Origin of the sequence: Variovorax sp. R-27 (assembly GCF_049913215.1) — a bacterium.
Taxonomy (GTDB): Bacteria; Pseudomonadota; Gammaproteobacteria; order Burkholderiales; family Burkholderiaceae_C; genus Variovorax.
Genome location: NZ_CP183984.1, coordinates 3,019,664 through 3,045,892, shown reverse-complemented (window position 1 = coordinate 3,045,892; position 26,229 = coordinate 3,019,664). Strand labels below are relative to the sequence as shown.

At 67.0% G+C, this 26,229-nt stretch carries 25 protein-coding genes, 2 tRNA genes and 1 pseudogene; 19 read left to right on the top strand and 9 right to left on the bottom strand.

Annotation, left to right across the window (positions count from 1 at the left end):
* Positions 1 to 9: 9 nt before the first annotated feature.
* The 4 genes from ACN9MV_RS14140 (at position 10) to ACN9MV_RS14125 (ending at position 1,461) form a co-directional block, all read left to right on the top strand.
* Positions 10 to 282, top strand: a complete 273-nt coding sequence (locus tag ACN9MV_RS14140; protein ID WP_307613974.1) for a UBP-type zinc finger domain-containing protein — start codon at positions 10 to 12, stop codon at positions 280 to 282.
* Between the two features lie 105 nt (positions 283 to 387).
* Positions 388 to 1,092: a glutathione binding-like protein gene (locus ACN9MV_RS14135; protein WP_093054305.1), complete on the top strand. Its 705-nt coding sequence runs from the start codon at positions 388 to 390 to the stop codon at positions 1,090 to 1,092.
* Between the two features lie 51 nt (positions 1,093 to 1,143).
* Positions 1,144 to 1,220: transfer RNA gene (locus ACN9MV_RS14130), tRNA-Pro, on the top strand.
* 164 nt (positions 1,221 to 1,384) lie between these two features.
* Positions 1,385 to 1,461: transfer RNA gene (locus tag ACN9MV_RS14125), tRNA-Arg, on the top strand.
* A gap of 109 nt (positions 1,462 to 1,570) precedes the next feature.
* Here the strand turns inward: ACN9MV_RS14125 and ACN9MV_RS14120 are convergent.
* The 6 genes and pseudogenes from ACN9MV_RS14120 to ACN9MV_RS14095 form a co-directional block, all read right to left on the bottom strand.
* A complete protein-coding gene (locus tag ACN9MV_RS14120) occupies positions 1,571 to 2,356 on the bottom strand; it encodes a winged helix-turn-helix domain-containing protein (protein WP_426392782.1) in 786 nt (261 codons plus the stop codon).
* Between the two features lie 145 nt (positions 2,357 to 2,501).
* Positions 2,502 to 3,785, bottom strand: coding sequence for a dienelactone hydrolase family protein (locus ACN9MV_RS14115; protein ID WP_426393166.1), 1,284 nt, complete (start codon positions 3,783 to 3,785; stop codon positions 2,502 to 2,504).
* A gap of 46 nt (positions 3,786 to 3,831) precedes the next feature.
* Entirely contained in the window at positions 3,832 to 4,356 is a 525-nt protein-coding gene (locus ACN9MV_RS14110; protein ID WP_426393165.1) for a flavin reductase family protein, read from the bottom strand.
* Positions 4,330 to 5,565, bottom strand: a pseudogene (locus tag ACN9MV_RS14105) (styrene monooxygenase/indole monooxygenase family protein); the annotation flags it as partial. The pseudogene ACN9MV_RS14105 and the gene ACN9MV_RS14110, both read right to left, overlap by 27 nt.
* A gap of 14 nt (positions 5,566 to 5,579) precedes the next feature.
* Positions 5,580 to 6,818 (bottom strand): styrene monooxygenase/indole monooxygenase family protein, encoded by a 1,239-nt coding sequence (locus ACN9MV_RS14100; RefSeq protein ID WP_426392781.1) that lies wholly within the window; start codon positions 6,816 to 6,818, stop codon positions 5,580 to 5,582.
* A gap of 28 nt (positions 6,819 to 6,846) precedes the next feature.
* Complete coding sequence (locus tag ACN9MV_RS14095) at positions 6,847 to 7,638, bottom strand: SDR family oxidoreductase (RefSeq protein ID WP_426392780.1); 792 nt, start codon at positions 7,636 to 7,638, stop codon at positions 6,847 to 6,849.
* 178 nt (positions 7,639 to 7,816) lie between these two features.
* Between ACN9MV_RS14095 and ACN9MV_RS14090 the strand changes: the two genes are divergently transcribed.
* The 15 genes from ACN9MV_RS14090 to ACN9MV_RS14020 all read left to right on the top strand — a co-directional run bounded on the left by ACN9MV_RS14090 (position 7,817) and on the right by ACN9MV_RS14020 (position 23,755).
* On the top strand, positions 7,817 to 8,824 hold the full coding sequence (locus ACN9MV_RS14090) for an AraC family transcriptional regulator (protein ID WP_093176806.1): 1,008 nt from the start codon (positions 7,817 to 7,819) through the stop codon (positions 8,822 to 8,824).
* A gap of 160 nt (positions 8,825 to 8,984) precedes the next feature.
* The gene (locus tag ACN9MV_RS14085; RefSeq protein WP_093176804.1) at positions 8,985 to 9,767 is read left to right on the top strand and encodes a GntR family transcriptional regulator; all 783 of its coding nucleotides are present in this window, start codon (positions 8,985 to 8,987) and stop codon (positions 9,765 to 9,767) included.
* 21 nt (positions 9,768 to 9,788) lie between these two features.
* The gene (locus tag ACN9MV_RS14080) at positions 9,789 to 10,994 is read left to right on the top strand and encodes an ABC transporter substrate-binding protein (RefSeq protein WP_426392778.1); all 1,206 of its coding nucleotides are present in this window, start codon (positions 9,789 to 9,791) and stop codon (positions 10,992 to 10,994) included.
* A gap of 12 nt (positions 10,995 to 11,006) precedes the next feature.
* Positions 11,007 to 11,879 (top strand): branched-chain amino acid ABC transporter permease, encoded by an 873-nt coding sequence (locus ACN9MV_RS14075; RefSeq protein WP_093058989.1) that lies wholly within the window; start codon positions 11,007 to 11,009, stop codon positions 11,877 to 11,879.
* Positions 11,876 to 12,856 carry a branched-chain amino acid ABC transporter permease gene (locus ACN9MV_RS14070; protein WP_426392776.1) on the top strand — a complete coding sequence of 327 codons (981 nt, stop codon included), beginning with the start codon at positions 11,876 to 11,878 and terminating at the stop codon, positions 12,854 to 12,856. Before ACN9MV_RS14075 ends, ACN9MV_RS14070 begins: the two co-directional genes overlap by 4 nt.
* On the top strand, positions 12,849 to 13,610 hold the full coding sequence (locus ACN9MV_RS14065; RefSeq protein WP_426392775.1) for an ABC transporter ATP-binding protein: 762 nt from the start codon (positions 12,849 to 12,851) through the stop codon (positions 13,608 to 13,610). The genes ACN9MV_RS14070 and ACN9MV_RS14065 overlap by 8 nt, the downstream gene beginning before the upstream one ends.
* Positions 13,607 to 14,317, top strand: coding sequence for an ABC transporter ATP-binding protein (locus ACN9MV_RS14060; protein WP_354337931.1), 711 nt, complete (start codon positions 13,607 to 13,609; stop codon positions 14,315 to 14,317). The genes ACN9MV_RS14065 and ACN9MV_RS14060 overlap by 4 nt, the downstream gene beginning before the upstream one ends.
* A gap of 41 nt (positions 14,318 to 14,358) precedes the next feature.
* Positions 14,359 to 15,315 (top strand): tripartite tricarboxylate transporter substrate binding protein, encoded by a 957-nt coding sequence (locus ACN9MV_RS14055; protein WP_426392773.1) that lies wholly within the window; start codon positions 14,359 to 14,361, stop codon positions 15,313 to 15,315.
* The gene (locus tag ACN9MV_RS14050; RefSeq protein WP_426392771.1) at positions 15,312 to 16,598 is read left to right on the top strand and encodes a 3-isopropylmalate dehydratase large subunit; all 1,287 of its coding nucleotides are present in this window, start codon (positions 15,312 to 15,314) and stop codon (positions 16,596 to 16,598) included. Before ACN9MV_RS14055 ends, ACN9MV_RS14050 begins: the two co-directional genes overlap by 4 nt.
* A complete protein-coding gene (locus ACN9MV_RS14045; protein WP_093058995.1) occupies positions 16,595 to 17,116 on the top strand; it encodes a 3-isopropylmalate dehydratase in 522 nt (173 codons plus the stop codon). The genes ACN9MV_RS14050 and ACN9MV_RS14045 overlap by 4 nt, the downstream gene beginning before the upstream one ends.
* Positions 17,109 to 18,821 carry a hydantoinase B/oxoprolinase family protein gene (locus tag ACN9MV_RS14040; protein WP_426392770.1) on the top strand — a complete coding sequence of 571 codons (1,713 nt, stop codon included), beginning with the start codon at positions 17,109 to 17,111 and terminating at the stop codon, positions 18,819 to 18,821. The genes ACN9MV_RS14045 and ACN9MV_RS14040 overlap by 8 nt, the downstream gene beginning before the upstream one ends.
* Entirely contained in the window at positions 18,818 to 20,872 is a 2,055-nt protein-coding gene (locus ACN9MV_RS14035; RefSeq protein WP_426392769.1) for a hydantoinase/oxoprolinase family protein, read from the top strand. Before ACN9MV_RS14040 ends, ACN9MV_RS14035 begins: the two co-directional genes overlap by 4 nt.
* Positions 20,869 to 21,483 (top strand): cysteine hydrolase family protein, encoded by a 615-nt coding sequence (locus ACN9MV_RS14030; protein ID WP_426392768.1) that lies wholly within the window; start codon positions 20,869 to 20,871, stop codon positions 21,481 to 21,483. The genes ACN9MV_RS14035 and ACN9MV_RS14030 overlap by 4 nt, the downstream gene beginning before the upstream one ends.
* Positions 21,480 to 22,895 carry an FAD-dependent oxidoreductase gene (locus tag ACN9MV_RS14025; protein ID WP_426392767.1) on the top strand — a complete coding sequence of 472 codons (1,416 nt, stop codon included), beginning with the start codon at positions 21,480 to 21,482 and terminating at the stop codon, positions 22,893 to 22,895. Before ACN9MV_RS14030 ends, ACN9MV_RS14025 begins: the two co-directional genes overlap by 4 nt.
* Entirely contained in the window at positions 22,892 to 23,755 is an 864-nt protein-coding gene (locus ACN9MV_RS14020; protein ID WP_093176785.1) for an isocitrate lyase/PEP mutase family protein, read from the top strand. Before ACN9MV_RS14025 ends, ACN9MV_RS14020 begins: the two co-directional genes overlap by 4 nt.
* A 1-nt stretch (position 23,756) precedes the next feature.
* Here the strand turns inward: ACN9MV_RS14020 and ACN9MV_RS14015 are convergent, their stop codons facing one another.
* From ACN9MV_RS14015 to mdcG, 3 genes are read right to left on the bottom strand one after another with little or no spacing between them, the layout of a single operon-like run.
* On the bottom strand, positions 23,757 to 24,668 hold the full coding sequence (locus tag ACN9MV_RS14015) for an acyltransferase domain-containing protein (RefSeq protein WP_426392765.1): 912 nt from the start codon (positions 24,666 to 24,668) through the stop codon (positions 23,757 to 23,759).
* Positions 24,665 to 25,540 (bottom strand): triphosphoribosyl-dephospho-CoA synthase MdcB, encoded by an 876-nt coding sequence (mdcB, locus tag ACN9MV_RS14010; RefSeq protein ID WP_093176782.1) that lies wholly within the window; start codon positions 25,538 to 25,540, stop codon positions 24,665 to 24,667. Before mdcB ends, ACN9MV_RS14015 begins: the two co-directional genes overlap by 4 nt.
* Complete coding sequence (gene mdcG, locus ACN9MV_RS14005) at positions 25,537 to 26,223, bottom strand: malonate decarboxylase holo-[acyl-carrier-protein] synthase (RefSeq protein ID WP_426392763.1); 687 nt, start codon at positions 26,221 to 26,223, stop codon at positions 25,537 to 25,539. The genes mdcB and mdcG overlap by 4 nt, the downstream gene beginning before the upstream one ends.
* Positions 26,224 to 26,229: the final 6 nt, after the last annotated feature.

Sequence of the window (26,229 nt, the reverse complement as noted above, 5' to 3'; positions counted from 1 at the left end):
AGCCCGACGTTGCCCATCAAACCCTGCGACCACGTGCCCGCCGAGATCGCGCAGCCTCATATCCAGCACGGCCAACGCGGCTGCGAAGACTGCCTGAAGACCGGCGACACCTGGGTCCACCTTCGCCTCTGCGTGCACTGCGGCCACGTGGGTTGCTGCGATTCGTCGAAGAACCGCCACGCAACTAGGCATTCGCACGCCGAAGGCCACCCCGTCATCCAGTCGCTGGAACCCGGCGAAGACTGGATGTGGTGCAACGCACACGAGAAGCAGGTCGGCTGAGATCCCGTCTGACAGATTGCGAATGAATTCCCGCGCCTGCACGCGTTTGAACTCGCACGTATAAGCTGCCGGGCTCGCATCAAATCCACAGGAGTGCCAGACAACATGCCTGCATCGCCCATCGAGGTCTATTCGTGGCCCACGCCGAACGGCCACAAGATTCACATCATGCTGGAGGAGTGCGGCCTGCCCTACCACGCGCACCCCGTGAACATCGGCAAGGGCGACCAGTTCGCGCCCGACTTCCTGCAGATCAGCCCGAACAACAAGATCCCCGCCATCACCGACCCCGACGGTCCGGACGGCAAGCCGATCTCGCTCTTCGAATCGGGCGCCATCCTCGTCTACCTCGCGGGCAAGACCGGCAAGTTTCTGCCTACCGGCGACCGTGAACGCTACGACGTGCTGCAGTGGCTCATGTTCCAGATGGGGGGCGTCGGCCCGATGCTCGGCCAGGCGCACCACTTCCGGCTGTACGCGCCCGAGAAGGTCGCCTATGCGATCGACCGCTACAGCAACGAGGCCAAGCGCCTCTACGGCGTGATCGACAAGCAGTTGTCGAAGAACAAGTTCATTGCGGGCAAGAGCTATTCGATTGCCGACATTGCCATCTTCCCGTGGCTGCGCAGTTGGGAAAACCAGGGCATCACCCTCACCGACTTCCCGCACCTGAAGGAATGGTTCGATGGCATCGCAGCGCGTCCGGCCGTGCAGCGCGGCGTGAAGGTGCTGGCTGACCTGCGCAAGCCGATCACCGGCGATAAAGAACGCGAGATTCTCTTCGGCAAGACGCAGTACGAGAAACGCTGACTGAGAAACTTCGGGAACCGGCCAATATCCGGGCTAGAATAGAAGGCTTGTCGGGGTGTAGCGCAGCCTGGTAGCGCATCTGGTTTGGGACCAGAGGGTCGAAGGTTCGAATCCTTTCGCCCCGACCATAAAAATGAAATGCACACAGTCACCAGCGGGCTGTGTGCATTTTTCGTTTTGGATCGTGGAGTGCAGCGAGCCAAGGTGTGGAACTCGGTAGAATCCGCCGCTGCTGCTTAAGAGAAAAAGCTCCTAAGTCATTGATTTTCTTGGCTTCTCTCCAGCCTGAAATCTGCCCGTAGCTCAGTTGGATAGAGCACCTGCCTTCTAAGCAGGTTGTCGGGGGTTCGATCCCCTCCGGGCAGGCCAATTTCCAGTCCCAAACCTCTCCAAATCGTCCTGTGACTTGAGGCAAACCGCGACACGCAGTGTGCGTTTTCGCCCCTCTCTTCAACCCGCCTGTCCACCTGCTCTTGCTCTACAAGGGTTCGGTACGTTCCTCGAGGACGTACCCCTCGCCTCGCACCGTATGCAGCAGCTTCGGCTCGAACGGGGCGTCAAGCTTGCTGCGCAGGCGAAGGATGGCTACGTCGACCACGTTGGTCTTGGCATTGAATTCCATATCCCAGACGCGCCTGGCGAGTTGGGACCGTGAAAGTACCTTGCCCTGGTTGCGAAGCAACACCACCAGCAACGTGAACTCCATCCTGGTCAGTTCGAGTTCGGTCCCATCGCGGGAGAACTTTGCGCGCCGCTCGTCGAGCTCCAGATCGGCCAGGCGAAGCACCGGTTGCGGGCGTACACCGGTGCTGCGGGCCAGCGCCTTGACGCGGGCCAGCAGTTCGGAAAACTGGAACGGCTTGACCAGATAGTCGTTCGCTCCAAGCTCCAGGCCCGCTATGCGAGCGGCAACGCTGTCGCGTTCGGTCAGAACCAGGAGAGGTGCATCCGTCTTGCGCCGGATCGTTCGAACGGCATGGGCTCCGTCCTGGCCAGGTCGCATCGAGTTCAGGAGGATGAGCGCGTAGTCCTGTGCGATGGCCGGGTTCACGGTTGCGTTTTCGCTGTTCACGATGTCCACGGTGAAACCGTTTCTCTCCAGTCCTTCGTTGAAGGTCTTGCACTGGGTCGATTGATGGTCGATGAGCAAGACCCGCATGGGGTCCATGTCCTCGTCGAGTTCTGTGCTGCGTGCATCGCTGGTGCCGAGAAACGAGCCGCTCAGTGCGGTTTCAAAAGGAAGCGGGGAAACATACAGTCGCACAAGTTCTCCTGTTCCAGCGCCCAGGTGGAGCCGTTGCACTTTTATATGCATCGAGGAGTTATTGATCTAATTCATCATTTCTGCCGATGAGGCGGCGTTGCCTCTCTGCGTTCGCAAAGACGGTGTTCGAATGCCCGACCTGGGCTTACGTGGTCTGTGCGTAGATTTCCAGGCTCGCTTGCCCACCTCTGTTACCCAAGTACATCAAGGTGTTCGACGGCAGCGTCTCGTCCAGCAGCTTGCGCGCCGTCTCGATTCCGGCCACGGGCAGCAGCTTCGCGTCGAGCAAACCCACCTGCACCAGCACGCTGGCCTGGTCCCAGTAGATGTGCTCGTGATAGAGCTTGTCGCCGCGGAACTTGATGACCGCGAGCAGCGGCACTTCCACGCGCTTGCCCGTCGGCGCCACGCCCGGGAGCATCCACGGGATCTCGGTGGTGTGCGTGAAGCAGATCAGCATCTCGTCGACCACCTGCGTGGCGCCCACCGTGCGCGAGATCGGCACCAGCGAGGTGTCGGGCGGATTGCTGTTGACGAAGTGGTTCGTATAGAACGCGTGCAGCGCCTTGTAGCCCACGCCGCCGGTCATGGTCGGGATGTGGTTGACGTACGGCTCGGCCACCATGGTCGACATGGTGTCGTCGACGTTGCGGGTGGCGAACTCGTATTCGCAGTGCTTGTCCCACAGCGCCGAGAGGTCGTAGTGCGGGCCGATGGCGTCCTTCAGCGTGGCGATGCTGCGCTCGTGCGCCATCAGCGCCGAGGGCTTGTGGAAGTGCTCGCCGCCGGCGCGAGCGAAGGCGTGGTCCATGCCGGGGTACACATACAGCGAGACACCGGGCCGGCCCCGGAGCGTGGCGACGATGCGGTCGCGCGCCTCGGGTGGGCAGAACTTGTCGAGCTCTGCGATGTGCAGCGTGAGCGGGCGCTTGATCTTGTCGGCTTCGTCGAGTGCGGCGTCGATGCCCACGCCGTAGTAGCCGACGGCGACGTCTGCATCGGTGCGGCAGGCCGCGAGGTAGGCCAGCTTGCCGCCGAGGCAGAAGCCGAGTACGCCGACTTTCTTCGAAGGCACCTCGGCGCGGCCGCGCAGCGCATCGATGGCGGTCTGCATGTCTTCCATGCCCTTGGCCTCGTCGAAGCCGCCGTAGAGCGCGAAGGCGCGTTGCCAGTCGGCTTCGCTGTAGCCCAGCTCCACGTTCGGCTCCTGCCGCCAGAACAGGTCGGGCACGAGCACCACGTAGCCCTCCTCGGCGTAGTAGTCGGCCACCTCGCGCATCGTGTGATTGATGCCGAAGATTTCCTGTGCGATCACCAGGCCCGGGCCGCTGCCCGAGCGCGGCACGGCCAGATAGCCATTGAAACTGCCGCTGCCGTCGCTGGCCTGGATGCGGATGTGGTGCGTGGCGTCGGGCGCTTTTTCCTGCATGTGAACTGCTCCGTTCAAGGGTTGGATGATGGTGTGGGCCACGCGCTCATTGCACGCATTCCGGATGTCGCGTGGTCACCTGGTAGTAGCCCGAATGAAAGACCAGCGGCTCGCCGTCGAAGCGGTCGTAGCGCTCGATTTCGCCGATGAAGATCAGGTGGTCGCCGCCGTCGTACTGCTTCACGTTGCGGCAGATGAACCGGGCGACGACGCCACTCAGCAACGGCACGCCGGCCGTGCCTTCGCAGCAGTCCACCCCCCCGAACTTGTCCGCCTGCGGCGTCGAGAACTGGCGCGACAGGTGGTGTTGATGTGCCGCCAGCACATTGATCGCGAAGTGGCTGGCGCCGGTGAAGTCGGCCACGCTCGGCGCCTGCCGGGCCAGGCTCCACAACACCAGCGGCGGGTCCAGCGAGACCGAAGAGAACGAATTGGCGGTCATGCCCACGCGACGGCCGTCGAGGGCCCGGGTCGTGATGACGGTCACGCCGGTGGTGAACTGTCCGAGGGCCTTGCGGAAGTCGCGTCGGTCGAAGCGGTCGACAACCGCCTCGCGCGCCCGGGTTTCCAGAAAACGGTCTGCCTCGACGCCATCGAACCACCAGGGCGCGAAGATACGTGGATCATCGAAGCCGTTGACGATGGTGCTCGCAACCGCGGGCATGTGGGTGGCGCTTTGCAGCAGCTTCAGCAGGTGCGGCTTCGGCGGCGCGAGCAGGCTGTTCGTCCAGTCGGTGGCCCAGCGGGCATAGCCTTCCCAGTAACGGTCGAAGGTTTCCTGCATCCACGCGGCGTCGAACGGTGCGTCGCCGTGTTCGAGGATCCGCTTCAAGTAAATGTCGGCGCACTTGGCTGCGTTGTTGGCGCCCTGGCCGGTGATCGGATCGTTGAGCACCACAGCGTCGGCCAGGCCCAGCACCTTGCGCCCCGAAGGCAGTGTCGTCACTGGCTTGCGCACCGTCGGCGCGAAGCGGCCCGCGAGGATGCCGTTGTCGTCGGTCAACTCGATGTTCGTGCAGCGCTCCGCTTCCCACGGCAGGAAGGTGTCGAGAATCCACTTGCTGCGCGCGAGGTGTTCCTGCGGCGTCTTCACATCGGTCCAGCAATCCATCGGGCCACCAGGCACGCCTTCGAACACCATGATCTCGCAGGGCCCCGTCGTGGTCAGCGCCGGGAACACGAAGTACTCGCCCACGCCGGGAATCAGGTTGAAGCACACGGCCGAGTGCGGCTCGCGCGGCTTCATCCCCTTCACATAAGTCAGCGCCAGTGCACGCTGAGGTCGATCGAATGGCGAGCGCTCCGTGTCGCGCTCGAACAATTGCGAGATCTCGCCCTTGCCGCTTGCAACGACCACAAGATCGTGCGTTGCGGCGCAAGCCTCCAACGCATCGAGCCCCACCTCCTGCAGCACGAGCCGGCCGCCGCGCTTCTCGAACTCCGCCATCCAGGCGGGTATCTTGAGCCGCTGGTCGATCGACTGCGCAGGCCCGTCGAGCCTCGCGCTCCATTCGAGGGCCTTGCCGCCTTCCGGGTTGCGCACCGTCATTCCGATGCCTTCCACCGGTGGGCACTCGCCTCCCCACCAGTCCAGCGCCAGCTCGCGCTCGGTCTGCAGCGCGGTCTCGAACATGCACTGGCTGGACATCACCGGCCCTTCGAAAATCTCCCTCGCTGTGCGGTTCGAAAAAACCGTCACCTCGTGCCCCGCGCGCTGCAGGCCGAGCGCGAGCTGCAGGCCGGACTGTCCGGCGCCGACGATGGCCACGCGTCGCTTCATGCGTTCGCTCCAGGCTATGCGACGGACGCGCAGGTTTCGATGTAGCGATCCGCCTCCGCGGGGTCCGCGAACCACGGGAAGAATGTGCGCGGATCGTCGAACCCGTTGGCGAAGGCACTGGCCAGCGGCGGCATCGCGCCGGCGGTGCCGAGCAGCTTGAGCACGTGGGGCGGCGGCGGTGCGAGCAGCATATTCGTCCACTGCGTGACCCATTGCGCGTAGCCGAACCAGTAGCGGTCGAAGGTCTGCTCCATCCACGCGGCATCGGCCGCGCCATCTCCGCGCGCGAGGATGCTCTTGAGGTACGTGTCGGCGCACTTGGCCGCGTTGTTGGAACCTTGCCCCGTGATCGGGTCGTTGAGCACCACCACGTCGGCCAGACCCAGCACCTTGCGCCCCGAGGGCAATGTCGCGATCGGCTTACGGACCGTCGGCGCGAAGCGGCCCGCGAGAATGCCGTTGTCGTCGGTCAACTCGATGTTCGTGCAGCGCTCGGCTTCCCACGGCAGGAAGGTGTCGAGAATCCACTTGCTGCGCGCGAGGTGTTCCTGCGGCGTCTTCACGTCCGCCCAGCAATCCATCGGGCCGCCGGGCACGCCTTCGAACACCATGATCTCGCAGGGCCCCGTCGTGGTCAGCGCCGGGAACACGAAGTACTCGCCCACGCCGGGAATCAGGTTGAAGCACACGGCCGAGTGCGGCTCGCGCGGCTTCATCCCTTTCACGTAGGTCAGGGCCAATGCACGCTGCGGCTTGTCGAAGCTCGACTTGTGGGCGTCGCGCTCGAAGAGCTTCGAGATCTCGCCCTTGCCGCTGGCCACCAGCGTGAGGTCGTGGCTTTGCGTACAGGCCTCGAGCTCGTCGATGCCCGCGTCCTTGAAGACGAGTTCGCCGCCCTTCTTCTGGAACTCGTCCATCCAGGCCGGGATCTTGACGCGCTGGTCGACCGACTGGGCGCTCGAATTCAGCCGTGCGACCCAGTCGATGGCCTTGGCCCCCTTCTGCTCGGGATGCGGCACGGCCAGCCCGATGCCGTCCACCGTGGGACAGTCGTGCGCCCAGAGGTCCAGGCCCAGGTCGCGCTCGATCTGCAGCGAGGTGTGGAACATGCACTGGCTCGACATGACCTTGCCGTGGCGGATGTCTTCGCCCGTACGGTTGCTGAACATCGTGACCTCGTAGCCTGCCGCGAGCAGTCCGAGACCCAGTTGCAGGCCCGACTGGCCCGCGCCGACGATGGCGATTCGCTTCATTGCTTGCTCCTTGATGCTCCGTTCGGAGCTAGTCCATCAACTTGGGAATGGCGGGCACGGCCTGCTCGGGGCCCATGGCGGCATAGCCGCCGTCCACCGCGTAGTCGGCGCCGGTCACGAAGCTCGCGTGGTCCGAGCAGAGGAACAGCACCACCTGCGCCACCTCGTCCGGGTCGCCGACGCGCCCGAGCAGATGGAAAGGCGCGGCCACGCGGTCGGTCTTGGCGCGGTCACCGCCGCTGAGGCGGTCCATCACGGCCGACCATGTCCAGCCCGGCGACACGCTGTTCACGCGGATGCCATCCGGCGCCAGGTCCATCGCCATGTTGCGGGTGAGCTGCGCCATGGCGGCCTTGCTCACCGGATAGAGCCAGCGCCCCGTCTGCGCCACGCGCGACGAGATGCTCGTGAAATTGACCACTGCCCCGCCGCCGGCCGCCACCATGTGCGGGTGCACGGCCTGCAGCATCGCCACCGCGCTCGCCACGTTCACGTTGAACGACGTGAGCCAGTCGGCGCGCGGCGACTTGAAGCCGTCGTCCACATACGAGCACGCAAGGTTCACGAGAAAGTGCACGCCGCCGTGCTGCGCGGCCGCCTGCGCCACGCAGGCCTGCACTTGCGCGTCGTCGGTGATGTCGGTGCGCACGAAGCGCACGCCGGCGCCGAGTGAATCGGCCAGAAGCTGGCCGTTGTCGGCATCGATGTCGGCGATGACGACCTTCACGCCGGCCGCGTGCAGCGCGCGCACCACGCCGGCGCCTATCAGTGTGGAGCCACCGGTGACGATGGCGCTCCTGCCTTCGAGTCCCTTGAACATGACGCTTGCTCTCCTCGGTTGATCGGGCAGGCCGGTTGGCCTGTGGAGCGAACGTTATGAGCAAGCAGGCGTTCGGCGAATCCCGCAAACGCAGGCCCTGTCCCTGGCGCGCAGGTTTTTGTCGAGGGGTGATCCGAATTGTGGGTGGGGATGGTTTTTGCTAGGGTGACTGCGCCCCATGGAAACCGTCACGACCCCACCGCTGCCGCTGCAGCGCTACCGGCTTTTCGAGAGCCACGACATGGACGAGGCCCGTGAAAGCGTGGCCCGCGTGTTCTGTCCGCACGGCCTGGTCATGCTGCGACCCCGCACCGAACTCGACGCCTGCCACCACAGCGCGCGGCTGCATCGGGACGTGAGCCTCAATTACGTGCAGTACGGCCCCGGCGTGCAGATCGACCCCGGCTACCTGCAGGATTTCTTCCTGTTGCAGATCCCGTTGCGCGGCGGCGCCGAGATTCACTGCGGCGCGCAGCACGTGGAAGCGACGCCCCGTCTCGCATCGCTGCCCTCGCCCACCGAACCGCTGTCGATGCGCTGGGCCGACGACAGCCCGCACCTGATCGTGCGGCTGGCCCGCTCGGCGCTGCTCTCGCGGCTCGAGTCGCTGCTGCAGGCCCCCGTCAGGCAGGCCCTGGTGTTCGATCTGGGCGTGCCGCTGGACAACCCCGCGCTGGCGCCGGTGGTGCATTTCATCGACTATCTGCGGCTCACGCTCGACGCCGGCAACACGCTGCAGGCCGGCGGCCCTTTGGCCGAGCATGCCGAGGCGTACCTGATGGCGAGCCTGCTGATGTCGGCAGGGCACAACCATTCGCGCGCCCTGGCCGGCGAAGCGCAGCGCAGCCTGCTGCCGCGCGTGGTCCGCAGGGCGCAGGAATACATGGCAGCCCATGCCGATGAGCCGCTGTCGTTGGCCGACGTCTGCCGCGAAGTCGGCTGCAGTGCGCGCGCGCTGCAGCTGGCGTTTCGCCAGCACGCGGGCCAGGGGCCGATGGAGTTTCTGCGCGAGATCAGGCTCGACCGGGTGCGGGCCGAGTTGCTGGCATCGGCCGGCGTCGCCGCAGTGGGCGTGCGAGAGGTAGCGCAGAAGTACGGCTTTCTTCATTTGGGCCACTTCGCGGCGCAATACCGCGCCCGCTTCGGCGAGCGGCCGTCCGAGACTCGGGCATCGCGCGCCTTCTGATGCGCCTCCCCCCCTGTTCGATGCCCCCCGCTTCGTCGAGGGTCTGAAACGCCGCATCGACGGTGCGCGATTCCACCAGTCTGGCCCGAGCCCCATCTCGATCTCAAATGTCCCATTGACAGAACATTGAAACTGCAAAAACATCAAAGGCATGTCGCAAATGCCTTTGCCCAAATATCACCAGATCTACTTGGTCCTGCGTGAACAGTTGCACGAAGGGCGTTTCGCGGAGGGCCTGCCCGGCGAGCTCGCGCTCATGGCGCAATTCGGTGTGGCGCGCGTCACGGTGCGCCGCGCACTCGAACAGCTGTCTTCCGAAGGCCTGATCGCGCGCAACCCAGGCCGCCGCACGCGTGCCCTGCCACCGCCGGTCAGCGGTGAGAGCCCCGGCACCAAAGGCATGGAACGCGCCAATCTGCGCGGCCTGCTCGAGAACCTGGTCACCATGGGCCTGCACACCTCGGTCAAGGTCATCGAGGTCGCGACCATCACCGCCTCCACCCAGGTGGCCGAGGCGCTGCAGCTGCAGCTCGGCGACCCGGTGCAGAAAGCCGTGCGCGTGCGTTCCACCAAGGAAGGCCCGCTCTCGCACATCACCACCTACGTGCCCGACACGATCGCGCGCCGCTTCGGCCGCCGCGAGCTGTCGAAGAAGCCCATCCTCGTGCTGCTCGAGGAGTCGGGCGTCAAGGTGGGCCGCGCGCACCAGACCATCTCCGCGCGCCTGGCCGACAACGTTCTCGCACAGCACCTCGATGTCTCGGTCGGCTCGGCCCTGCTCGCAGTGCGCCGCCTGATCTACGACGAAGACGAGCGGCCCGTGCAATGGCTGCACGGCCTCTACCGCCCCGATCGCTACACCTACGAAATGCAGCTCTCCCGCGTGGGCAGCATCGACGCGAAGGTGTGGGTCAGCAAAGACGTGTCAGCCCAGTTCAACTGAAGAGAAAAGGAAAGCCCCACCATGCAGAACCGCCGCCGTTTCGTGTCGCAGTCCGCCGCCCTGGCGACTGCCGTTGCCTTCCCGCTCGTGGCAGGGGCGCAGCCCAGGGCCGTCAAGGTCGGCGTGCTGCATCCGGTCACCGGGGCACTGGCCTATTCGGGCCAGCAATGCCGCCTCGGCGCGCTGATGGCCATCGAGGACATCAATGCCGCGGGCGGCATCAAGTCGCTCGGCGGCGCGAAGCTGGAGGCCCTGCTGGGCGATGCGCAATCGCAGCCGCAGGCCGGCTCGGCCGAGGTCGAGAAGATGAACGAGGCCGGCGTCTCGGCCATCGTCGGCGCCTATGCCTCGGCCATCTGCCTCGCAACCACGCAGGCCGCGGCCAAGTACAACCTGCCGCACGTGGTGGACGTGGGCGTGGCCGACCAGATCGTGGAGCGCGGCCTGAAGAACACCTTCCGCTTCGGCCCGGGCTACAAGAAGTCGACCGAGGTGGCCATGGCCAACCTGCTGGTGCTCAACAAGGCCGCAGGCAACCCGGCCAGGACCGTGATGATCATCCACGAAGAGTCGCTGTTCGGCGCCGGCACCGCACAGCTGCTCTCACGCGAGCTGCCGGGCTACGGCTTCGAGGTGAAGGAGGTGGTGAAGCATGCCAACCCCACGCGCGACTTCAACAACATCGTGCTGCGCATGAAGTCGATCAACCCCGACATCGTGATCCCGGCCAACTACTACAACGAATACGCGCTGCTGGTGCGTACCATGCAGCAGCAGAAAGTGGTGCCCAAGGCGATCTTCTCGGTGCTGGGCGGCGCGGCATCGAGCTACAAGTTCGTGAAGGAATTTCCGGACGCGGCCAACGGCATCATCGACTGCAACCACTGGTTCAACCCGAAGGACAAGCGCGCGCAGGACCTGCGCAAGCGCGTCGAGGCCAAGGGCCAGTTCTTCAGCTACGAGGTCTTCATGACCTACACCGCGATGTGGCTGCTGGCCGATGCGCTGGAGCGCGCCAAGTCGACGGAGCGTGCCGCAATCGTCGACGCGCTCGAGAAGAGCACCTTCGGCAACCACTTCATGCCCTATGGCCCCACGAAGTTCGTCAACGGCCAGAACGAAGGCGCGCAGCCGCTCATGACGCAGGTGGTGAAGAACGACATCAAGGTCATCATTCCGCGCGACTATCGCGAGGTCGAGCCGGTGTTCCCGCTGCGCGCTGCCTGATCGGAAGGCGGGATGTTCGATTTCGGCATTCTTTTCCCGTCGGTCCTGAACGGGCTGACGACGGGCGCGGTGTACGCACTGATCGCGCTGGGGCTTACGCTGATCTACGGCGTCCTGCACATCATCAACTTCGCGCACGGCGCCAGCCTGATGCTGGCGCTGTACGCGGTGTACTTCCTCAAGGAGCGCCTGGGCGTCGACCCCTACCTTGCGTTGCCCATCGTGGTGCTCGGCATGTTCGCGCTCGGCTACGCGCTGCAGCGCGTGGTCATCAACCGCGCGGGTCACGGCAAGGACGAGAACATCCTGCTCGCCACGCTCGGCATCGCCATCGTCATGGAGAACCTCGCGCTGCTGTTCTTCAAGTCCGACACGCGCAACATCGACACCGCCTACTCGCTGAGCACCGTCGCCATCGGCCCCGCGATGATCGCCGTGCCCAAGCTCGTCGCCTTCGCGGGTGCGCTGGTCGTCTCGGGCATCCTGTTCTGGATCATGGGCCGCACAGACCTCGGCCGCGCGATCCGCGCCGTCGCCAAGGAGAAAGAGGGCGCCAAGCTCATGGGCATCGACGTCGACCATGTCTACGCGATGAGCTTCGGAATCGGCCTCGCGTGCCTCGGGGCGGCCGCGTGCTTCCTGCTGCCGGCCTACTACGTCAACCCACAGGTCGGCGGCGGCTTCGTGCTCGTGGCCTTCACCATCGTCGTGCTCGGCGGCATGGGCAGTTTCGTCGGGGCGCTGATCGGCGGCTTCCTCGTCGGCGTGGTCGAGTCGCTCGGCGGGCTGTACCTCGGCGAATCGCTCGGTCAGATCGGCATCTTCGCGATCTTCATCGGCGTGGTGCTCTTCAGGCCACAGGGCATGTTCGGAGCCAAGGCATGAGCGCGGGCCTGAAGCAGCTCGCGGGCATTGCGCTCTTTGCCGTGCTGGTCGGCTGCGTGCCGTTCGTCACCACCTCGGGCGTCACGCTCAACTTCGTGATGATGGCGCTCTACGCCACGCTCATCGCACAGGCCTGGAACATCCTCGGCGGCTTCGGCGGGCAGTTCTCGTTCGGGCATGCGCTGTTCTTCGGCACCGGTGCGTACATCCAGGCGATCGCGCAGCTGCAGGGCGGCATCAACGCCTGGGCCGCGCTGCCGCTCGCGGTGATCGGTGCCGCACTCGTCGGCCTCTTCATGGGCGCCCTCACCTTCCGCTACGGCCTCAAGGGCTCGTATTTCGCGCTCGTCACGCTGGCCTTTGCCGAGGTGTTTCGCATCCTTGCACTGTCGGTCGACTTCACCGGTGGCGGCGTCGGGCTCATGGTGCCGCTGCGCGAGTCGGTGGCCAACCTGCAGTTCTCGACGCGCGCTGGCTACCTCTGGGTGGTGCTCGCGATGGTCGTCGCCGCGCTGCTCGTGACCTGGTGGCTGCGCAACGGCCGCTTCGGCGCCTACCTGCAGGCGGTGCGCGACAACGAGGATGCGGCGCGCGCCGTCGGTGTCAATCCGTTGCGCGTCAAGCTGGCGGCCATCGGTCTGTCGGCAGCCTTCATGGGCGCGGCCGGTGCGTTCTACGTGCAGGTGTTCCAGTACATCGATGCCGGGATCGCCTACGGCCCGGCCGTGTCGATCGAGGCGCTGGTCGCGGCCATCGTGGGCGGCATGGGCACGATGTGGGGGCCGGTGCTCGGCGCCGTCGTGCTGCACCTGCTGTCGGACTTCACGCGCAACCTCTTCGGCGAACTACCAGGCATCAACATGGTGATCTACGGCACGGTGCTGGTGCTCATCGTCATCTTCGTGCCACGCGGCATCGCGGGCATCGGGCTGTCGGTGCGGCAGCTGTGGAAGGCGAAGGGAGACCGCAATGACTGAAGCCCTGCTGGCCATCGATGGCCTCTCGCGCTACTTCGGCGGCCTGAAGGCCGTGCAGAACGTGAGCCTCTCGGTGCGCGAGGGCAGCCTGAGCGCGCTAATCGGCCCGAACGGCGCGGGCAAGACCACGCTGTTCGCGCTGATGTCCGGTTTCCTCAAGCCCGACACCGGCACCGTGCGCTTCGCGGGGCAGGACATCACCGGCCGCGAGCCGCACCGCAACGCCGCGCTCGGCATGACCCGCACCTTCCAGATCGTGAAGCCCTTCGCCGCGCAGACCGTGCGCGAGAACATCGCCGTCGGCGCGCACCTGCATGTGCGCGGCCGCGCCGAGGCGCTGCAGAACGCCGAAGCTGTTGCGCTGCGCGTGGGCCTCGCGCCGCAACTCGACAAGCCCGCCTCGGACCTCACCGTGGCCGGCCGCAAGCGCCTCGAACTGGCCCGCGCGCTCGCGACACGGCCGCGCCTGCTGCTGCTCGACGAAGTGCTCGCCGGTCTCAACCCGCAGGAGATCGCCGAGATGATGCCGGTGGTGCGCGGCATCGCCGACAGCGGCGTCACCGTGCTGATGATCGAGCACGTCATGCAGGCCGTGATGCACCTGGCCGAGCATGTGTGGGTGCTGGCGCAGGGCCAGTTGATCGCAGAGGGCACCCCGGCGCAGGTGACTTCCGACGACAAGGTCGTCGAAGCCTATCTGGGCCACGGCACCGCGGCGCGGCTGCGCAAGGCCGCATCGGGAGTTGCAGCATGAGCGCACTGCTCGATATTCAGGGCCTGCGCGGCGGCTACGGTCGCGTCGAGGTGCTGCGCGGCGTCGACCTGCACGTGAACGCGGGCGAGATGGTCGCGCTGCTCGGCAGCAACGGCGCGGGCAAGTCCACGCTCAACAAGATGGTCTGCGGCCTCTGCCCGGCCTGGGGCGGCACGGTGCGTTTCGACGGCAAGGACCTGAGCGGCGCGCACTACCGCGACGTCGTCAAGGCCGGCCTGATCCAGGTGCCCGAAGGCCGCAAGGTGTTCCCCAACCTCAGCGTGCGCGAGAACCTGGAGCTCGGCTCCTTCACGCGGGCACGCGAGCGCCGTGCGACGAACCTGGAGAAGTCGTTCCACATCTTCCCGCGGCTGCGCGAGCGCATGGACCAGCACGCCGGCACCATGAGCGGCGGCGAGCAGCAGATGCTGGCCATCGCGCGCGGCCTCATGGCCGAGCCGGTGCTGTTGATCCTCGACGAGCCCTCGCTCGGCCTTTCGCCGCTGCTGGTCGAAGAGATGTTCTCGCTGATCCGGGAACTGCGCGACGGCGGCCTCGCGGTGATGCTGGTCGAGCAGAACGTCGGCCAGTCGCTCGAAATCGCCGACCGCGCCTACGTGCTGGAAAACGGCAGCGTGCGCTTCTCGGGCCTGCCCGGCGAGTTGCTCGGCAGCGACGAACTGCGGCGCGCGTACCTGGGGCTCTGAGCCCTCAAAAAAGCACCCCCATCTCCCTGGAGACACAACACATGAAAAGACGCGACATCCTCCTCTCGTCGCTGGCCGCGGCATGGGCCGGCAGTGCCTTTGCACAGATCGGCAATGCGCCGGTGCGCATCCTCGTCGGCGCGCCCGCGGGCGGCTCGACCGACACGCTGGCACGCTCGCTCGCCGTCAGCATGGGCCCGGCACTCGGCCGCACGGTCATCGTCGAGAACCGGCCGGGCGCGGGCGGCAACATCGCCGCCGATGCGGTGGCCAAGGCTGCGCCCGACGGCAACACGCTGCTGATGAGCTTCACCAGCCACGCGATCAACGCCACGCTCTACCCGACGCTGCCCTTCGACCCGGTGAAGGACTTCACCGCGCTCACCTGCGTGGCGACCTCGCCCTCGATCCTCGTCGCGCACCCGTCGGTGCCTGCGAAGGAAGTGCGTGAACTCATCGCGCTCGCCAAGGCAAAGCCGGGCCAGCTCAACTTCGCGATCGGCGCGGTGGGCTCGTCGCTGCACATGGCGGGCGAGGCTTTCAAGATGCAATCGGGCGTGAACATCGTGAACATCCCCTACAAGGGCACCGCGCCCGCCGTGCAGGACGTGCTCGCCGGCCAGGTGCAGCTGATGTTCGCGGCCGTGGGCAACGTCAAGGCGCACATCCAGGCCGGCAAGCTCAAGGCGCTGGGCGTGACCACGGCGAAACGGCTGCCGGCCTTTCCGAATGTGCCGGCGATTGCCGAGGCGCTGCCCGGCTACGAATCGAGCGCATGGTTCGGCCTCTTCGGCCCGGCCCGTATGCCTGCCGACCGCGTCAAGCAGATCGGCGACGCGGCGCGCCATGCGCTGCAGCAGGCCGACATGCGCCAGCGCCTCGATACCGAGGGCGCGATTCCGGTCGGCAACTCATCCGAACAGTTCTCGGCCTTCGTGCAGAGCGAGATCGTGCGCTGGGCCGAGGTCGTCAAGTTCTCGGGAGCCAAGCCGGAATGACATCGATGGCTCCAACCCGCGCGCCAGCCCTGACCCTGGCGCAGAAGCTCATCGCACGCGCGAGCGGACGCGAGCGGGTGTCGGTGGGCGAGATCGTGACCTGCGGCGTCGACATGGCGATGTTCCACGACTCCTCGGGCCCGCGCCGACTGCAGCCGATGCTGGAAGAGCTCGGCGCGCAGATCTGGGACCGCTCGCGCGTGGTGCTCGTCATGGACCATTACGTGCCCGAGCGCGACGACGATTCGCGCCGCATCGTGCGCATCGCACGCGACTGGGCGCGCGACCAGAAGCTGCCGCACGTGTACGACAGCCAGGGCATCTGCCACGTGGTGGTGCCGCAGCATGGCCACATCCGACCGGGCATGCTGTGCGTGGGCGGCGACTCGCACTCGCCCACGGGTGGCGCTTTCGGCGCCTACATGTTCGGCATCGGCAGCACCGAGATGCTGGGCGTGATGGTCACCGGCGAGATCTGGCTGCGCGTGCCCGAGACCATTCGCATGTGGTGGGACGGCGCGCTGCCCGCGGGCGTGACCGCCAAGGACATGATGCTGCACATGATCGGCCGCTTCGGCATGAACGGCGGGCGCTACCAGGCGGTCGAGTTCGCCGGGCCGGCGGTCGCTGCGCTGTCGATGCAGGAGCGCATGACGCTCTCCAACATGAGCGCCGAACTCGGCGCGCAGGCCGGATTGATCGCGCCCGATGCGACCACGGCGCAATTCCTGGCCGAGGCCGGCGCGCCGCCGGTGGACATGGCGCCCTGGTTCACCGACGACGATGCCGCGCTCACGGACCACCGCTTCGATGCGTCCACGCTCGAACCGTACATCGCCGCACCGCACAGCCCGGCCAACGCCCACGGCGTGAGCCGGTACGTGGGCACGCACGTCGACGTGGCCTATATCGGCGCCTGCACCGGCGCCAAGCTCGACGACCTGCGCGCTGCCGCGCAGGTGCTGCGCGGCCACAAGGTGGCGAGCGGTATCCGTCTCATCGTGGCACCCGCCAGCCTGCGCGACCAGGAGCAGGCGCGCGAGGAAGGCGTGCTGCAGGTGCTGATGGATGCCGGCGGCGAACTTTTCCCGACGGCCTGCGGCGCTTGCTCGGGCTACGGCGACCCGATGGGCGACGACATCACCGTCATCTCGACCACGGCGCGCAACTTCAAGGGCCGCATGGGCTCGCCGACTGCACAGGTCTACCTGGGCTCGCCCTACACGGTGGCGGCGGCCGCATTGCGCGGCTGCGTGACCGATCCGCGCGAGGTGCTTGCATGAGCGCAACCAAAGCGACGCACCGCGTCTGGCGCCTGGGCGCCGACATCGACACCGACCTGCTCGCGCCGGGCCATTCCATGAAGCATGGCATCGACATCATCGCGAAGCACTGCCTGGAGGCCATCCGCCCCGACTTCGCCGCCGGCGTGCAGCGCGGCGACGTGCTGGTGGCCGGGCCCAACTTCGGCATCGGCTCCTCGCGCGAGCAGGCTGCTGCCGTGCTGGTGCACCTGGGCGTGACGGCAATCATCGCGCCCTCGTACAGCGGCCTGTATTTTCGGAATGCCTTCAACGTGGGCCTGCTGCTGCTGACCTGCGCCGAGGCCGAGACCTTGAGCGAAGGCGAGCAGATCGCCCTCGACACCACGGCTCCCGAGATCGTCGCACCCGGCCGCAAGCGCCTGGCCTGCGAGCCGGTGCCCGGATTCCTCATGGACATGGTCCGCGCCGGCGGATTGATGAACCAGTTGCGCCAGCGCTCTGGCCGCCCCGCCTTCAAGAAAGCCCCCGATGCATGATCCTTCGTCCGCCACAACCCTCGACCCCGTCACGCTCGCCGTCCTGCGCGGCCGCCTCGAGCAGGTGGCCGATGAGATGGACGCCACGCTCTACCGCAGCGCCTTCAATCCCATCATTGCCGAGGCGCACGACGCCTGCCACGGCCTCTACGACGCAGCGAGCGGCGACACGCTGGTGCAGGGCAAGTCGGGCCTGCCGGTGTTCGTCGGCGCCATGGCCTTCGCGGTGCGCGCCACCGCCAAGGCAGCCGAGCCGCGCGGCGGCATGAAGGACGGCGACATCTGGATCAGCAACGACGCCTACGACGGCGGCACGCACGCCAACGACTTCAAGCTGGTGAAGCCGTTCTTTCGCAACGGCAAGCTCTACTGCTACATGGCCTCGGCTGCGCACTGGCACGACGTGGGCGGCGCGGTGCCCGGCAACTACAACCCGGCCGCCACCGAGTGCTGGCAGGAGGCCGTGCAGATTCCGCCGGTGCGCATCGTGCAGGGCGGCGTGCTCGATGCGGACGTACTCGCGATCCTGCAGGCCAACACGCGCCTGCCCGACAGCCTCTGGGGTGACCTGAACGGACAGCTCGCCGCACTGGAGCTCGGCGAGAAGCGGCTGAACGGTTTGCTCGACGAGTATGGCGACGACCTGGTGCTCAATGCGCTCGGCGAGCTGCGCAGCCGCGCGCTGCGCCTGATGCGCTCGCACATCGCCTCGCTGCCCGATGGCCGCTACAGCTTCCAGGACGTGCTCGACAACGACGGCATCGTGAACGAGCCGCTGACCATCGCGCTCGACATGACGGTGGCCGGCGACCGGCTGCTGCTCGACTTCTCGCGCACCTCGCCGCAATGCGCGGGGCCTGTGAACATCTCGCGCGCCACGGCGGTGGCCGCCTGCTACGTCGCGCTCAAGCACCTGTTCCCCGATGTACCCGCCAATGCCGGCGTGCTCGATGCGGTGGACTTCAACATTCCCGACAAGCTCGTGATCAGCTGCGAGCGCCCACGTCCGGTCGGCGGCTACACCGAAACCATCCTGCGCATGATCGACGTGATCTTCAGCGCGGCGGCGCAGGCCGACCCGACGCGCGCGGTGGCGCAGGCCTACGGCACGATCAATGCGCTGTCGATCGCGGGCCACCGCAGCGACAAGGGCCGCGAAGGCCAGCGCTGGGTGATGTTCAGCTTCTTCGGAGGCGGCCATGGCGGCCATTCGGGCGGCGATGGGCTCTCGCACGGCAATGCGCCGATCTCGACCGCGACGATTCCGCCGCTCGAAATTCTCGAAGCCGCCTACCCGGTGCGCTTCACCGAATGGTCGCTGCGCGCCGATTCGGGCGGCGACGGCCGGCATCGCGGCGGCCTCGGCGCCGTCTACGAAATCGAGCTGCTGGAAAAAGACGCCGAAGTGTTCGTCTTCGGCGAGCGCGGCACCTCACCGCCCAAGGGCATCGCGGGCGGCGGCGAAGGCGCGGTCAACAAGTTCAGCTACGAGAACGCGGGCGAGTGGCACACGCCGCCAATGGTGTCGAAGATGCGCGGCATCCAGCTCACGCGCGGCGAGCGCGTGCGGCTCGAAACGCCCGGCGGCGGCGGCTGGGGCAGCGCCGCCGAGCGGCCTGCGCAACAGCGCGAGGCCGACAGCGCGATGGGCTATGTGACAACCGGCAGCCCCACCGGCGGCAGCAAGAAGAAGGCGTCCGAATGACTTCCACTGGCAAATCCCTTGTCGTCGGCGTCGATGTCGGCGGCACCTTCACCGACCTCTTCGTGCTCGACGAAGCGAACGGCACGGCGCGCATCGTCAAGGTGCCCTCCACGCGCGGCGAAGAAGCGCGCGGCTTCATGAACGGCGTGGCGCGCGTGGCCGACTCGGCCGCGGCCATCGCCACCATCGTGCACGGCACCACGGTGGGCACCAACGCGCTGCTCGAACGCAAGGTGGCGCGCACCGGCATCATCACCACGCGCGGTTTTCGCGACGTGCTGGAGATGCGCCGCCGCGACCGGCCCGAGACCTGGGGCCTGCGCGGCAGCTTCACGCCGGTGGTGCCGCGCGACCTGCGCCGCGAAGTCGACGAGCGCGTGCTCGCCGACGGCACGCTGCACACCGCAGTCGATCTGGACCAGGTGCGCGCCGAAGCCCGCTCGCTGCTCGACGCCGGCTGCGAGGCCGTGTGCGTGTTCTTCATCAACACCTACGCGAACCCCGAGAACGAGCGCCTGGCCGTCGAGGCGGTGCGCGCGCTCTGGCCCAACCCGCACGTCACCTCGGCCAGCGAAGTGCTGCCCGAGATCCGCGAGTTCGAGCGCTGCTCGACCGCCACGCTCAATGCGGCGCTGCAGCCCGTGGTGGGCGGCTACCTCGAGCGGCTCGAATCCGACCTGCGCGGCCAGGGCTTTGCCGGCGAGCTGATGGTGGTGCAGAGCAACGGCGGCGTGATGTCGCGGCAGACCGCGAGCGACCTGCCGGTGCGCACGGCGCTGTCAGGCCCGGCGGCCGGCGTGATCGCCTGCGCGGCCATTGCGCGCGCGGCGGGCTTTCCGAACGCGATCACCGGCGACATGGGCGGCACCTCGTTCGACGTGTCGCTGGTGGCGAACGGCGAAGCCGCATTGGCCGCGCAGACCGCGATCGAGTTTGGCATGGTGATCCGCTCGCCGATGATCCAGATCGAGACCATCGGCGCCGGCGGCGGTTCCATCGCCTCGGTGGATGCGAGCGGCATGCTGCAGGTCGGCCCCGAGTCGGCCGGCAGCGTGCCGGGGCCGGCCTGCTACGGGCGAGGCAACATGCGCCCGACGGTGACCGATGCGAACGTGCTGCTGGGCCGCATCGCCGCCGATCGCCCGCTGGGTGGAGGACTGCTCGCGGCGCTGGATGCGCAGAAGTCGCGCCAGGCGATCGAGGAGCACGTCGCCCGGCCACTCGGCCTGGACGTGCATGCGGCCGCGGAAGCCATCCTCACCGTGGCCAATGCGCGCATGGCGGGCGCGATCCGCCTCGTGTCCATCGAACGCGGCCACGACCCGCGTCGCTTCGCCTACATGCCTTTCGGCGGTGGCGGTGCGCTGCATGTGTGCGCGATGATGCGCGAGGTGGGCGTCGCGACCGGCATCGTGCCGCGCTATCCCGGCGTGACCTCGGCCCTCGGCTGCGTGATCGCCGACATGCGCCACGACGCGGTGCAGACCCTCAACAAGCCTTTGACCGAGCTCGATGTGGGTGACCTGCAGCGCCGCATCGACGAGCTGGCCGCGAGTTGCCAGCAGCGCCTGGATTCATCGGGCGTGCGCTTCGACGAGGTGCGCGAGGTCATCGCACTCGACATGCTCTACGCGGGCCAGACGCACACGCTGCCTGTGGTGCTCGCCGACGCGGGCAAGGCGCCGATCACGGCCGCATCGATCCGCGCCGCGTTCGAGGCCAGCTACACCGCCGCATTCGGCCGGGTGCTCGAAGGCATCCCGATCCGCGTGATGAACCTGCGCTATGCACGCATCGGCGTGCGACCGAAGTTCGACCTGAAGGTGCTGGCACCCGAAGGGCGAGGCAGCATCGTGCCGCTGGGCACGCAGCGCGTGTTCCATCACGGCCAGTGGCATGAGGCCGTGCGCTACGCGCGGCTCGAACTGCCGGTGGCTGCGCGCATCGAAGGCCCTGCAATCCTCGAACAGGCCGACACCACCGTGTGGCTCGAACCCGGATTCCACGCCGAGGTCGACGCGCACGGCAACCTTCTGGTGAGGCTGTCATGAGCACAGGCAAGACGTTCGTTGCAGCGAAGACCGCGCTGGTCGTCATCGACCTGCAGAACGACTTTCTCGATGCCAACGGTGCCTATGCGCGCGGCGGCGACACCAATCCGCCGGCGCTGCTGCTGCCGGTGCGCGTGGCCGAGGTGGCGCGCGCACTCAAGGCGGCGGGTGGCCTCGTGGCCGCAAGCCAGTTCACGCTGTGGCCGGACGCGGCCGGCGAGCCGATGGTGTCGCCGCACCTCAAGGCGATGCGCCCTTATCTGAAAAAGGGCGACTTCGCGCCCGGCAGCTGGGGCCAGGCGAACGTCGACGCGTTGACCGGGCTGGTCGACGTGACGGTGAGCAAGGTCGCGTACTCGGCCTTCTTCAACACACAGCTCGACTGGGTGCTGCGCCACGCCGGTATCGACACGGTGGCGGTCTGCGGCATCGTCACCAATGGCGGCGTCGCGAGCACCGTGCGCGATGCGCACATGCGCGACTACCGCACGCTGGTGCTGTCCGATGGGTGCGCGGCCTTCGGCGAAGAACGCCACCAGACCTCGCTGGCCGACATGCGCAACGTGGCCGAGGTGACGGACTGCACGGCATTCATCGCATCGCTCGCATGACGACGAAGCCTCCGCGCCACATCCGTCGCGCCGCGCAGGTCGAGGCCGAAGTGCACGTGCCGGTGGCCATCGTCGGCGGCGGTGCCTGCGGGCTCACGACCGCACTGATGCTGAGCGATGCGGGTGTGGCCTCTGTGGTGCTGGAGCGCGACACGCTGCCGAGCGGATCGACCGCGCTGTCCTCCGGCTTCATCCCCGCGCCCGGCACTCGTGCGCAGCGAGCGCATGGCGTGCATGACGACAGCGCCGGGCGCTTCGCCGCCGACATCCAGGCCAAGGCCCATGGCCACGCCGCGCCTGCGCTGGTCGAGGCCTATGCGGCGTCCATCGGTCCGGCACTCGATGCGCTGCAGGAACGGCACGGGCTGCAGTGGATGCTGCTCGACGGCTTTCTCTATCCGGGTCACAGCGTACATCGCATGCATTCGCTGCCGCAGAAAACCGGTGCGTCGCTGATGGCGGCCTTGCAAGCGGCCGTCGAAGCGGCGGGCATTCCCGTGCTGACGCAAGCGTTGGTCGATACATTGGTACTCGATGCCGAGGACCGCGTGATCGGCGCCGACTACTTGCGCCCCGATGGCAGCCGCGAAACGCTGGCCTGCGATGCGCTGCTGCTCGCGTGCAATGGCTTCGGCGGCAATGCGGAAATGGTCCGCACGCTGCTGCCCGAGATGGTCGAAGCCACCTTCGGCGGTCACGCCGGCAACGACGGCAGCGCGATCCTGTGGGGCCAATCGCTGGGTGCACGTCTGCGCGACCTCGGCGGCTACCAGGGCCATGGCTCGTGGGTCACGCCGCAAGGGGCCCTGATGTCGTGGGCCGTGATGATGGAAGGCGGCGTACAGCTCAACTGCGAAGGCCGGCGCTTTCACGACGAGACGCAGGGCTACTCGGAGGCCGCGGTACACGTGCTCGCACAACCGGGCGGCATTGCCTGGAACGTGTTCGACACGCCGCTGCTCGCACTGGCGCGGGGCTTCCCCGACTTCTGCGAGGCTGAAGCGGCGGGCGCGTTGCGCCGCTGCGAATCGGTGGCTGCGCTGGCGGATTGCATCGGCTGCGAGTCTTCCGTGCTGCAAGGCACGTTCGACTCCATGCGCGCCAGCACGCCACCGCCCGCTGGCCGCGTGTTCGCGCGCGCGCTCGAAGCGCCGTACTTCGCAGTGAAGGTCACGGGCGCGCTGTTCCACACCCAGGGCGGCCTCGACACCGCGCCCGACATGCGCGTGCTGCGGCACGACGGCACGCCCTTCGCCAACCTGTTCGCCGCCGGTGGCGCGGCGGGCGGTGTTTCTGGCGATGAGGTGTGGGGTTATCTCTCCGGCAACGGCCTGCTGAGCGCGGTGGCCGGAGGCTACATCGCGGCGCGCACCGCCGCTGCATTGATCCATTCGACGAAAGCGTCTCCATGACGAACCCTTCCTTCAAGACCCGGCTGGCGCGCCACGACATCGTGCTTGCGCCCGGCGTGTACGACGCGCTCAGCGCCCTCGTGGCCGAGCGGGCCGGTTTCGAGGCGCTCTACCTCTCGGGCGCCTCCATCGCCTACACGCGCCTGGGCCGCTCCGACGTCGGCCTCACCACCTACACCGAGGTGGCCGATACCCTGGCCCGCATCACCGAGCGCGTGAGCCTGCCGGTGATCGTCGATGCCGACACCGGTTTCGGCAACGCGCTCAACACCCAGCGCACCGTGCGCGGCTTCGAGCGCGCGGGCGCGGCGATGGTGCAGATCGAAGACCAGACCTTTCCCAAGCGCTGCGGCCACCTCGACGGCAAGGCCGTGGTGCCCGAGCGCGAGATGGTCGGCAAGCTCAAAGCCGCGCTGGACGCGCGCACCTCGAGCGACACGCTGATCCTCGCGCGCACCGATGCGGTGGCGGTCGAAGGCCTGGAGGCCGCGCTCGACCGCGCCGAGGCCTACCTCGCCTGCGGCGTGGACGCGCTCTTCATCGAGGCGCTGCGCTCGCCCGAGCAAATGGACGCGGCCTGCCGGCGCTTCGGCGACCGGGTGCCGCTCCTGGCCAACATGGTCGAAGGCGGCAAGACGCCGATCCAGGACGCGGACGCGCTGCAGAAGCACGGCTTTCGCATCGCGATCTTTCCGGGCGGCACGGCGCGCGCGGTGGTGCACACGCTGCAGGGCTACTACGCGAGCCTGCACCAGCACCGCACCACGCAGCCGTGGCGCTCGCAGATGCTGGACTTCGATGAACTCAACGAAGTGGTCGGTACACCAGATTTGATACGCAACGGGCAGAAGTACGAATGAGCTAAGCCGCTGTCATGCATTTCTGAACGTAGCGCGCAATGGCTTCCACGCTACGAAACTCGTCTACGGAGCGTGCTGGCGTATCGGCGTACCGGCCGTTCCACATGCGCGCCAGTGCCCGCCCTGGACCAATCTCGATCACGCATGCCACTCGTCGCCCGGCGATGCTTTCCATGCATTCGTCCCACCGCACTGCGTGATCGATCTGCCTGGCCAACGCGTGCTTGAGTTGAGGCGGCTCGGCAACGCGGCCCGTCACATCGCTGAAGAGAGGAATTCCGGCAGCATGAAACGCCAGCGGCGCAATGTGCGCAGCAAAGCCCTGCGCCGCCGCAGCCATCCATCGCGTATGGGATGCCACCTGCACATTGAGAAGCAAAGCGTGCGCGCCCTGGCGTTGCGCCGCTTCGACTGCGAGCGGCAGCACGACTTGCAGGCCCCCGAGCACAACGCTGTCGATGCCGTTTCTTATGGCGACGGCCAGATCGAATTCCTCGCACAGCCGTCCAAGCAGCGATTCGGTCACCCCGCTGACACCCATCAGGCCTGTGGAATTCGACTCACCAGCACAGTCCATCAGCGCTGCGCGGCGATGCGCCAGCTCAAGGGCCGTGTTCGCATCGAAAACGCCAGCGGCCGAGAACGCCGCCAGTTCGCCAACACTGTAGCCAGCTGCCGCCGCTGGCGCTGGAAGACATGGGGCAAGCTGGGCCCACGCAGCCAACGCCAGGCCTGTCAGCAGAACCTGGGCATTCGCATTGCACCCTGCCCAGACGGGATCTTTTACGCATGTTCTCCAGTCGTCGATGCCGAGCAACTGCTGCATGGCGTGCACCGTTTCATCATTCGCGAGCCAGGGCAGCATGTCGGGGTGCTGCATGCCCTGGCCCGAAAAGACGATGGCGTAGCTCATTCCGCCACGCCGCAGATGCGCTGCATCCAGCACGCTGCGGCCAGGGTATCTGCAGCGCCACCAGGCGACAGACGGAGCGCGACGAAGTCACGGTGAACCGCGTGTGCGGCTTCCATGCCCCCCTGCCCCGCTGCACCGCCCTTCGCAAGAAAATCGCGCGCTGCCTGCTGTGCGTTGCGCAGGCCCTGAATTCCGCCACGGTGCGCCAGGTTGCTGTCGTCCAGTACAGCCATGACGGCGAACAATGTATCGACACGCGCCTGCTCCGGGCTCAGACCGCGCCGCACTGAACGAAAAAGTGTCGGAACGGCTGTGTCGAACAACACCGGGAATCCAAGCGCGGCCTCTTGCGATGCGCTTCGCAATCCATGGCGGCGGGCAGCGATGCCGCCTGGCAAAGTGGAAATGCGGTGGCTGCGGGCCTGCAACGCATCGCCCCAATGCCGACGCAATGCAGTCCGCAATGTGGCTGGCCGCGCCGGCTCGCCGTCGCGCCGCGCCGCGCCGGCGGCGGCACAGAGCAGGCCCAAGGTAAAGACGGCGCCACGGTGTGTGTTCACGCCACCCGTCGCCTCCAACATCCGTGCCTCCGCGGCAATTCCACAAGCTTCCAGTGCGTTGAAGGGTGCATGCGCCTCGCCCAACTCGGCGATCTGCACGAAGTAGTGCCGCAGCGCCATGAGGCTTCGCATGAAGGTGTGTGCGTCCATGTCGTCATGACTGCCGTTGTCGACGAAGGACACCAGTCCTGGCTTCGGTGCCAACGCCAGCTCGTCGTACAGCGCCAGCGTTGCCGCGCAGCCGATTGCGTGCGATGAAGGCGGCGAAGAGAATGCTGTCGAGATGAGGGCGAGAGGTAACGCAGTGCTCATGCCGCAAGACCCATCTCTTGACTGTCTTCGGGCACGAAGGCGCTTGTCTCCAGGCGGGCACCGCACACGTGCTTCACCAGCACGCTGCGCGAATGTCCGGCCCGCCAGGCGCTCCACTCGCGCCAATTGACCGCGCTGCCGTCGCGAAAGACAAGTTCGCCATCAAGCCGCAACCGCCCGGGTGCCTGGGCCTGCAGACAGGCAGCCATGAAGTCCGCGTGGCGTGCATCGTCGACTGCAATCCACAAGTCCAGATCGGATCCCGGGTGCACGTACCGCAAGCCCGTGAGTTGTTGCCAACCATAGCTGCCGTAGGCGCGCACCTGCACGCGCTCTATTTCGAACGCTGTCGCCAACCTGTGCCAGGCCGCGCGCGCATCGCGCGGCAGCAAATGCAGCACCTCGTTTGCGCGCGGAAATTCACCGAAGCACAGGATGGCCGAACGCGGCACCTGCAAGCCGAGCCGGCGGCGTCCCCAGTGAGTTGGCGCGGGAAGGCCGAGCGAGACAGTCTCCTCCTTCGCAGTTGCAAGCTCGTGCTGGCGTGTCACCACGAGCGGAAGGCCTCGCTCTGCCCAGTGCGCGATGCACGCCTTGCCCTCGCTGTCCCATGGGCGGGCCAGCACTTGCGTCCAGCCCTGGGCGGACAGGTGAGCGAGCCGATGGCGGCGCAGCAGCTTCATGCCAAC

Bases quoted from the DNA above. Each gene is read 5' to 3' on its own strand.
- ACN9MV_RS14135 (WP_093054305.1), top strand. From the start codon at position 388: ATGCCTGCATCGCCCATCGAGGTCTATTCGTGGCCCACGCCGAACGGC.
- ACN9MV_RS14115 (WP_426393166.1), bottom strand. From the start codon at position 3,785: ATGCAGGAAAAAGCGCCCGACGCCACGCACCACATCCGCATCCAGGCC.
- ACN9MV_RS14100 (WP_426392781.1), bottom strand. From the start codon at position 6,818: ATGAAGCGAATCGCCATCGTCGGCGCGGGCCAGTCGGGCCTGCAACTG.
- ACN9MV_RS14095 (WP_426392780.1), bottom strand. From the start codon at position 7,638: ATGTTCAAGGGACTCGAAGGCAGGAGCGCCATCGTCACCGGTGGCTCC.
- ACN9MV_RS14090 (WP_093176806.1), top strand. From the start codon at position 7,817: ATGGAAACCGTCACGACCCCACCGCTGCCGCTGCAGCGCTACCGGCTT.
- ACN9MV_RS14085 (WP_093176804.1), top strand. From the start codon at position 8,985: ATGCCTTTGCCCAAATATCACCAGATCTACTTGGTCCTGCGTGAACAG.
- ACN9MV_RS14080 (WP_426392778.1), top strand. From the start codon at position 9,789: ATGCAGAACCGCCGCCGTTTCGTGTCGCAGTCCGCCGCCCTGGCGACT.
- ACN9MV_RS14075 (WP_093058989.1), top strand. From the start codon at position 11,007: ATGTTCGATTTCGGCATTCTTTTCCCGTCGGTCCTGAACGGGCTGACG.
- ACN9MV_RS14070 (WP_426392776.1), top strand. From the start codon at position 11,876: ATGAGCGCGGGCCTGAAGCAGCTCGCGGGCATTGCGCTCTTTGCCGTG.
- ACN9MV_RS14065 (WP_426392775.1), top strand. From the start codon at position 12,849: ATGACTGAAGCCCTGCTGGCCATCGATGGCCTCTCGCGCTACTTCGGC.
- ACN9MV_RS14060 (WP_354337931.1), top strand. From the start codon at position 13,607: ATGAGCGCACTGCTCGATATTCAGGGCCTGCGCGGCGGCTACGGTCGC.
- ACN9MV_RS14055 (WP_426392773.1), top strand. From the start codon at position 14,359: ATGAAAAGACGCGACATCCTCCTCTCGTCGCTGGCCGCGGCATGGGCC.
- ACN9MV_RS14050 (WP_426392771.1), top strand. From the start codon at position 15,312: ATGACATCGATGGCTCCAACCCGCGCGCCAGCCCTGACCCTGGCGCAG.
- ACN9MV_RS14045 (WP_093058995.1), top strand. From the start codon at position 16,595: ATGAGCGCAACCAAAGCGACGCACCGCGTCTGGCGCCTGGGCGCCGAC.
- ACN9MV_RS14040 (WP_426392770.1), top strand. From the start codon at position 17,109: ATGCATGATCCTTCGTCCGCCACAACCCTCGACCCCGTCACGCTCGCC.
- ACN9MV_RS14035 (WP_426392769.1), top strand. From the start codon at position 18,818: ATGACTTCCACTGGCAAATCCCTTGTCGTCGGCGTCGATGTCGGCGGC.
- ACN9MV_RS14030 (WP_426392768.1), top strand. From the start codon at position 20,869: ATGAGCACAGGCAAGACGTTCGTTGCAGCGAAGACCGCGCTGGTCGTC.
- ACN9MV_RS14025 (WP_426392767.1), top strand. From the start codon at position 21,480: ATGACGACGAAGCCTCCGCGCCACATCCGTCGCGCCGCGCAGGTCGAG.
- ACN9MV_RS14020 (WP_093176785.1), top strand. From the start codon at position 22,892: ATGACGAACCCTTCCTTCAAGACCCGGCTGGCGCGCCACGACATCGTG.
- ACN9MV_RS14015 (WP_426392765.1), bottom strand. From the start codon at position 24,668: ATGAGCTACGCCATCGTCTTTTCGGGCCAGGGCATGCAGCACCCCGAC.
- mdcB (WP_093176782.1), bottom strand. From the start codon at position 25,540: ATGAGCACTGCGTTACCTCTCGCCCTCATCTCGACAGCATTCTCTTCG.
- mdcG (WP_426392763.1), bottom strand. From the start codon at position 26,223: ATGAAGCTGCTGCGCCGCCATCGGCTCGCTCACCTGTCCGCCCAGGGC.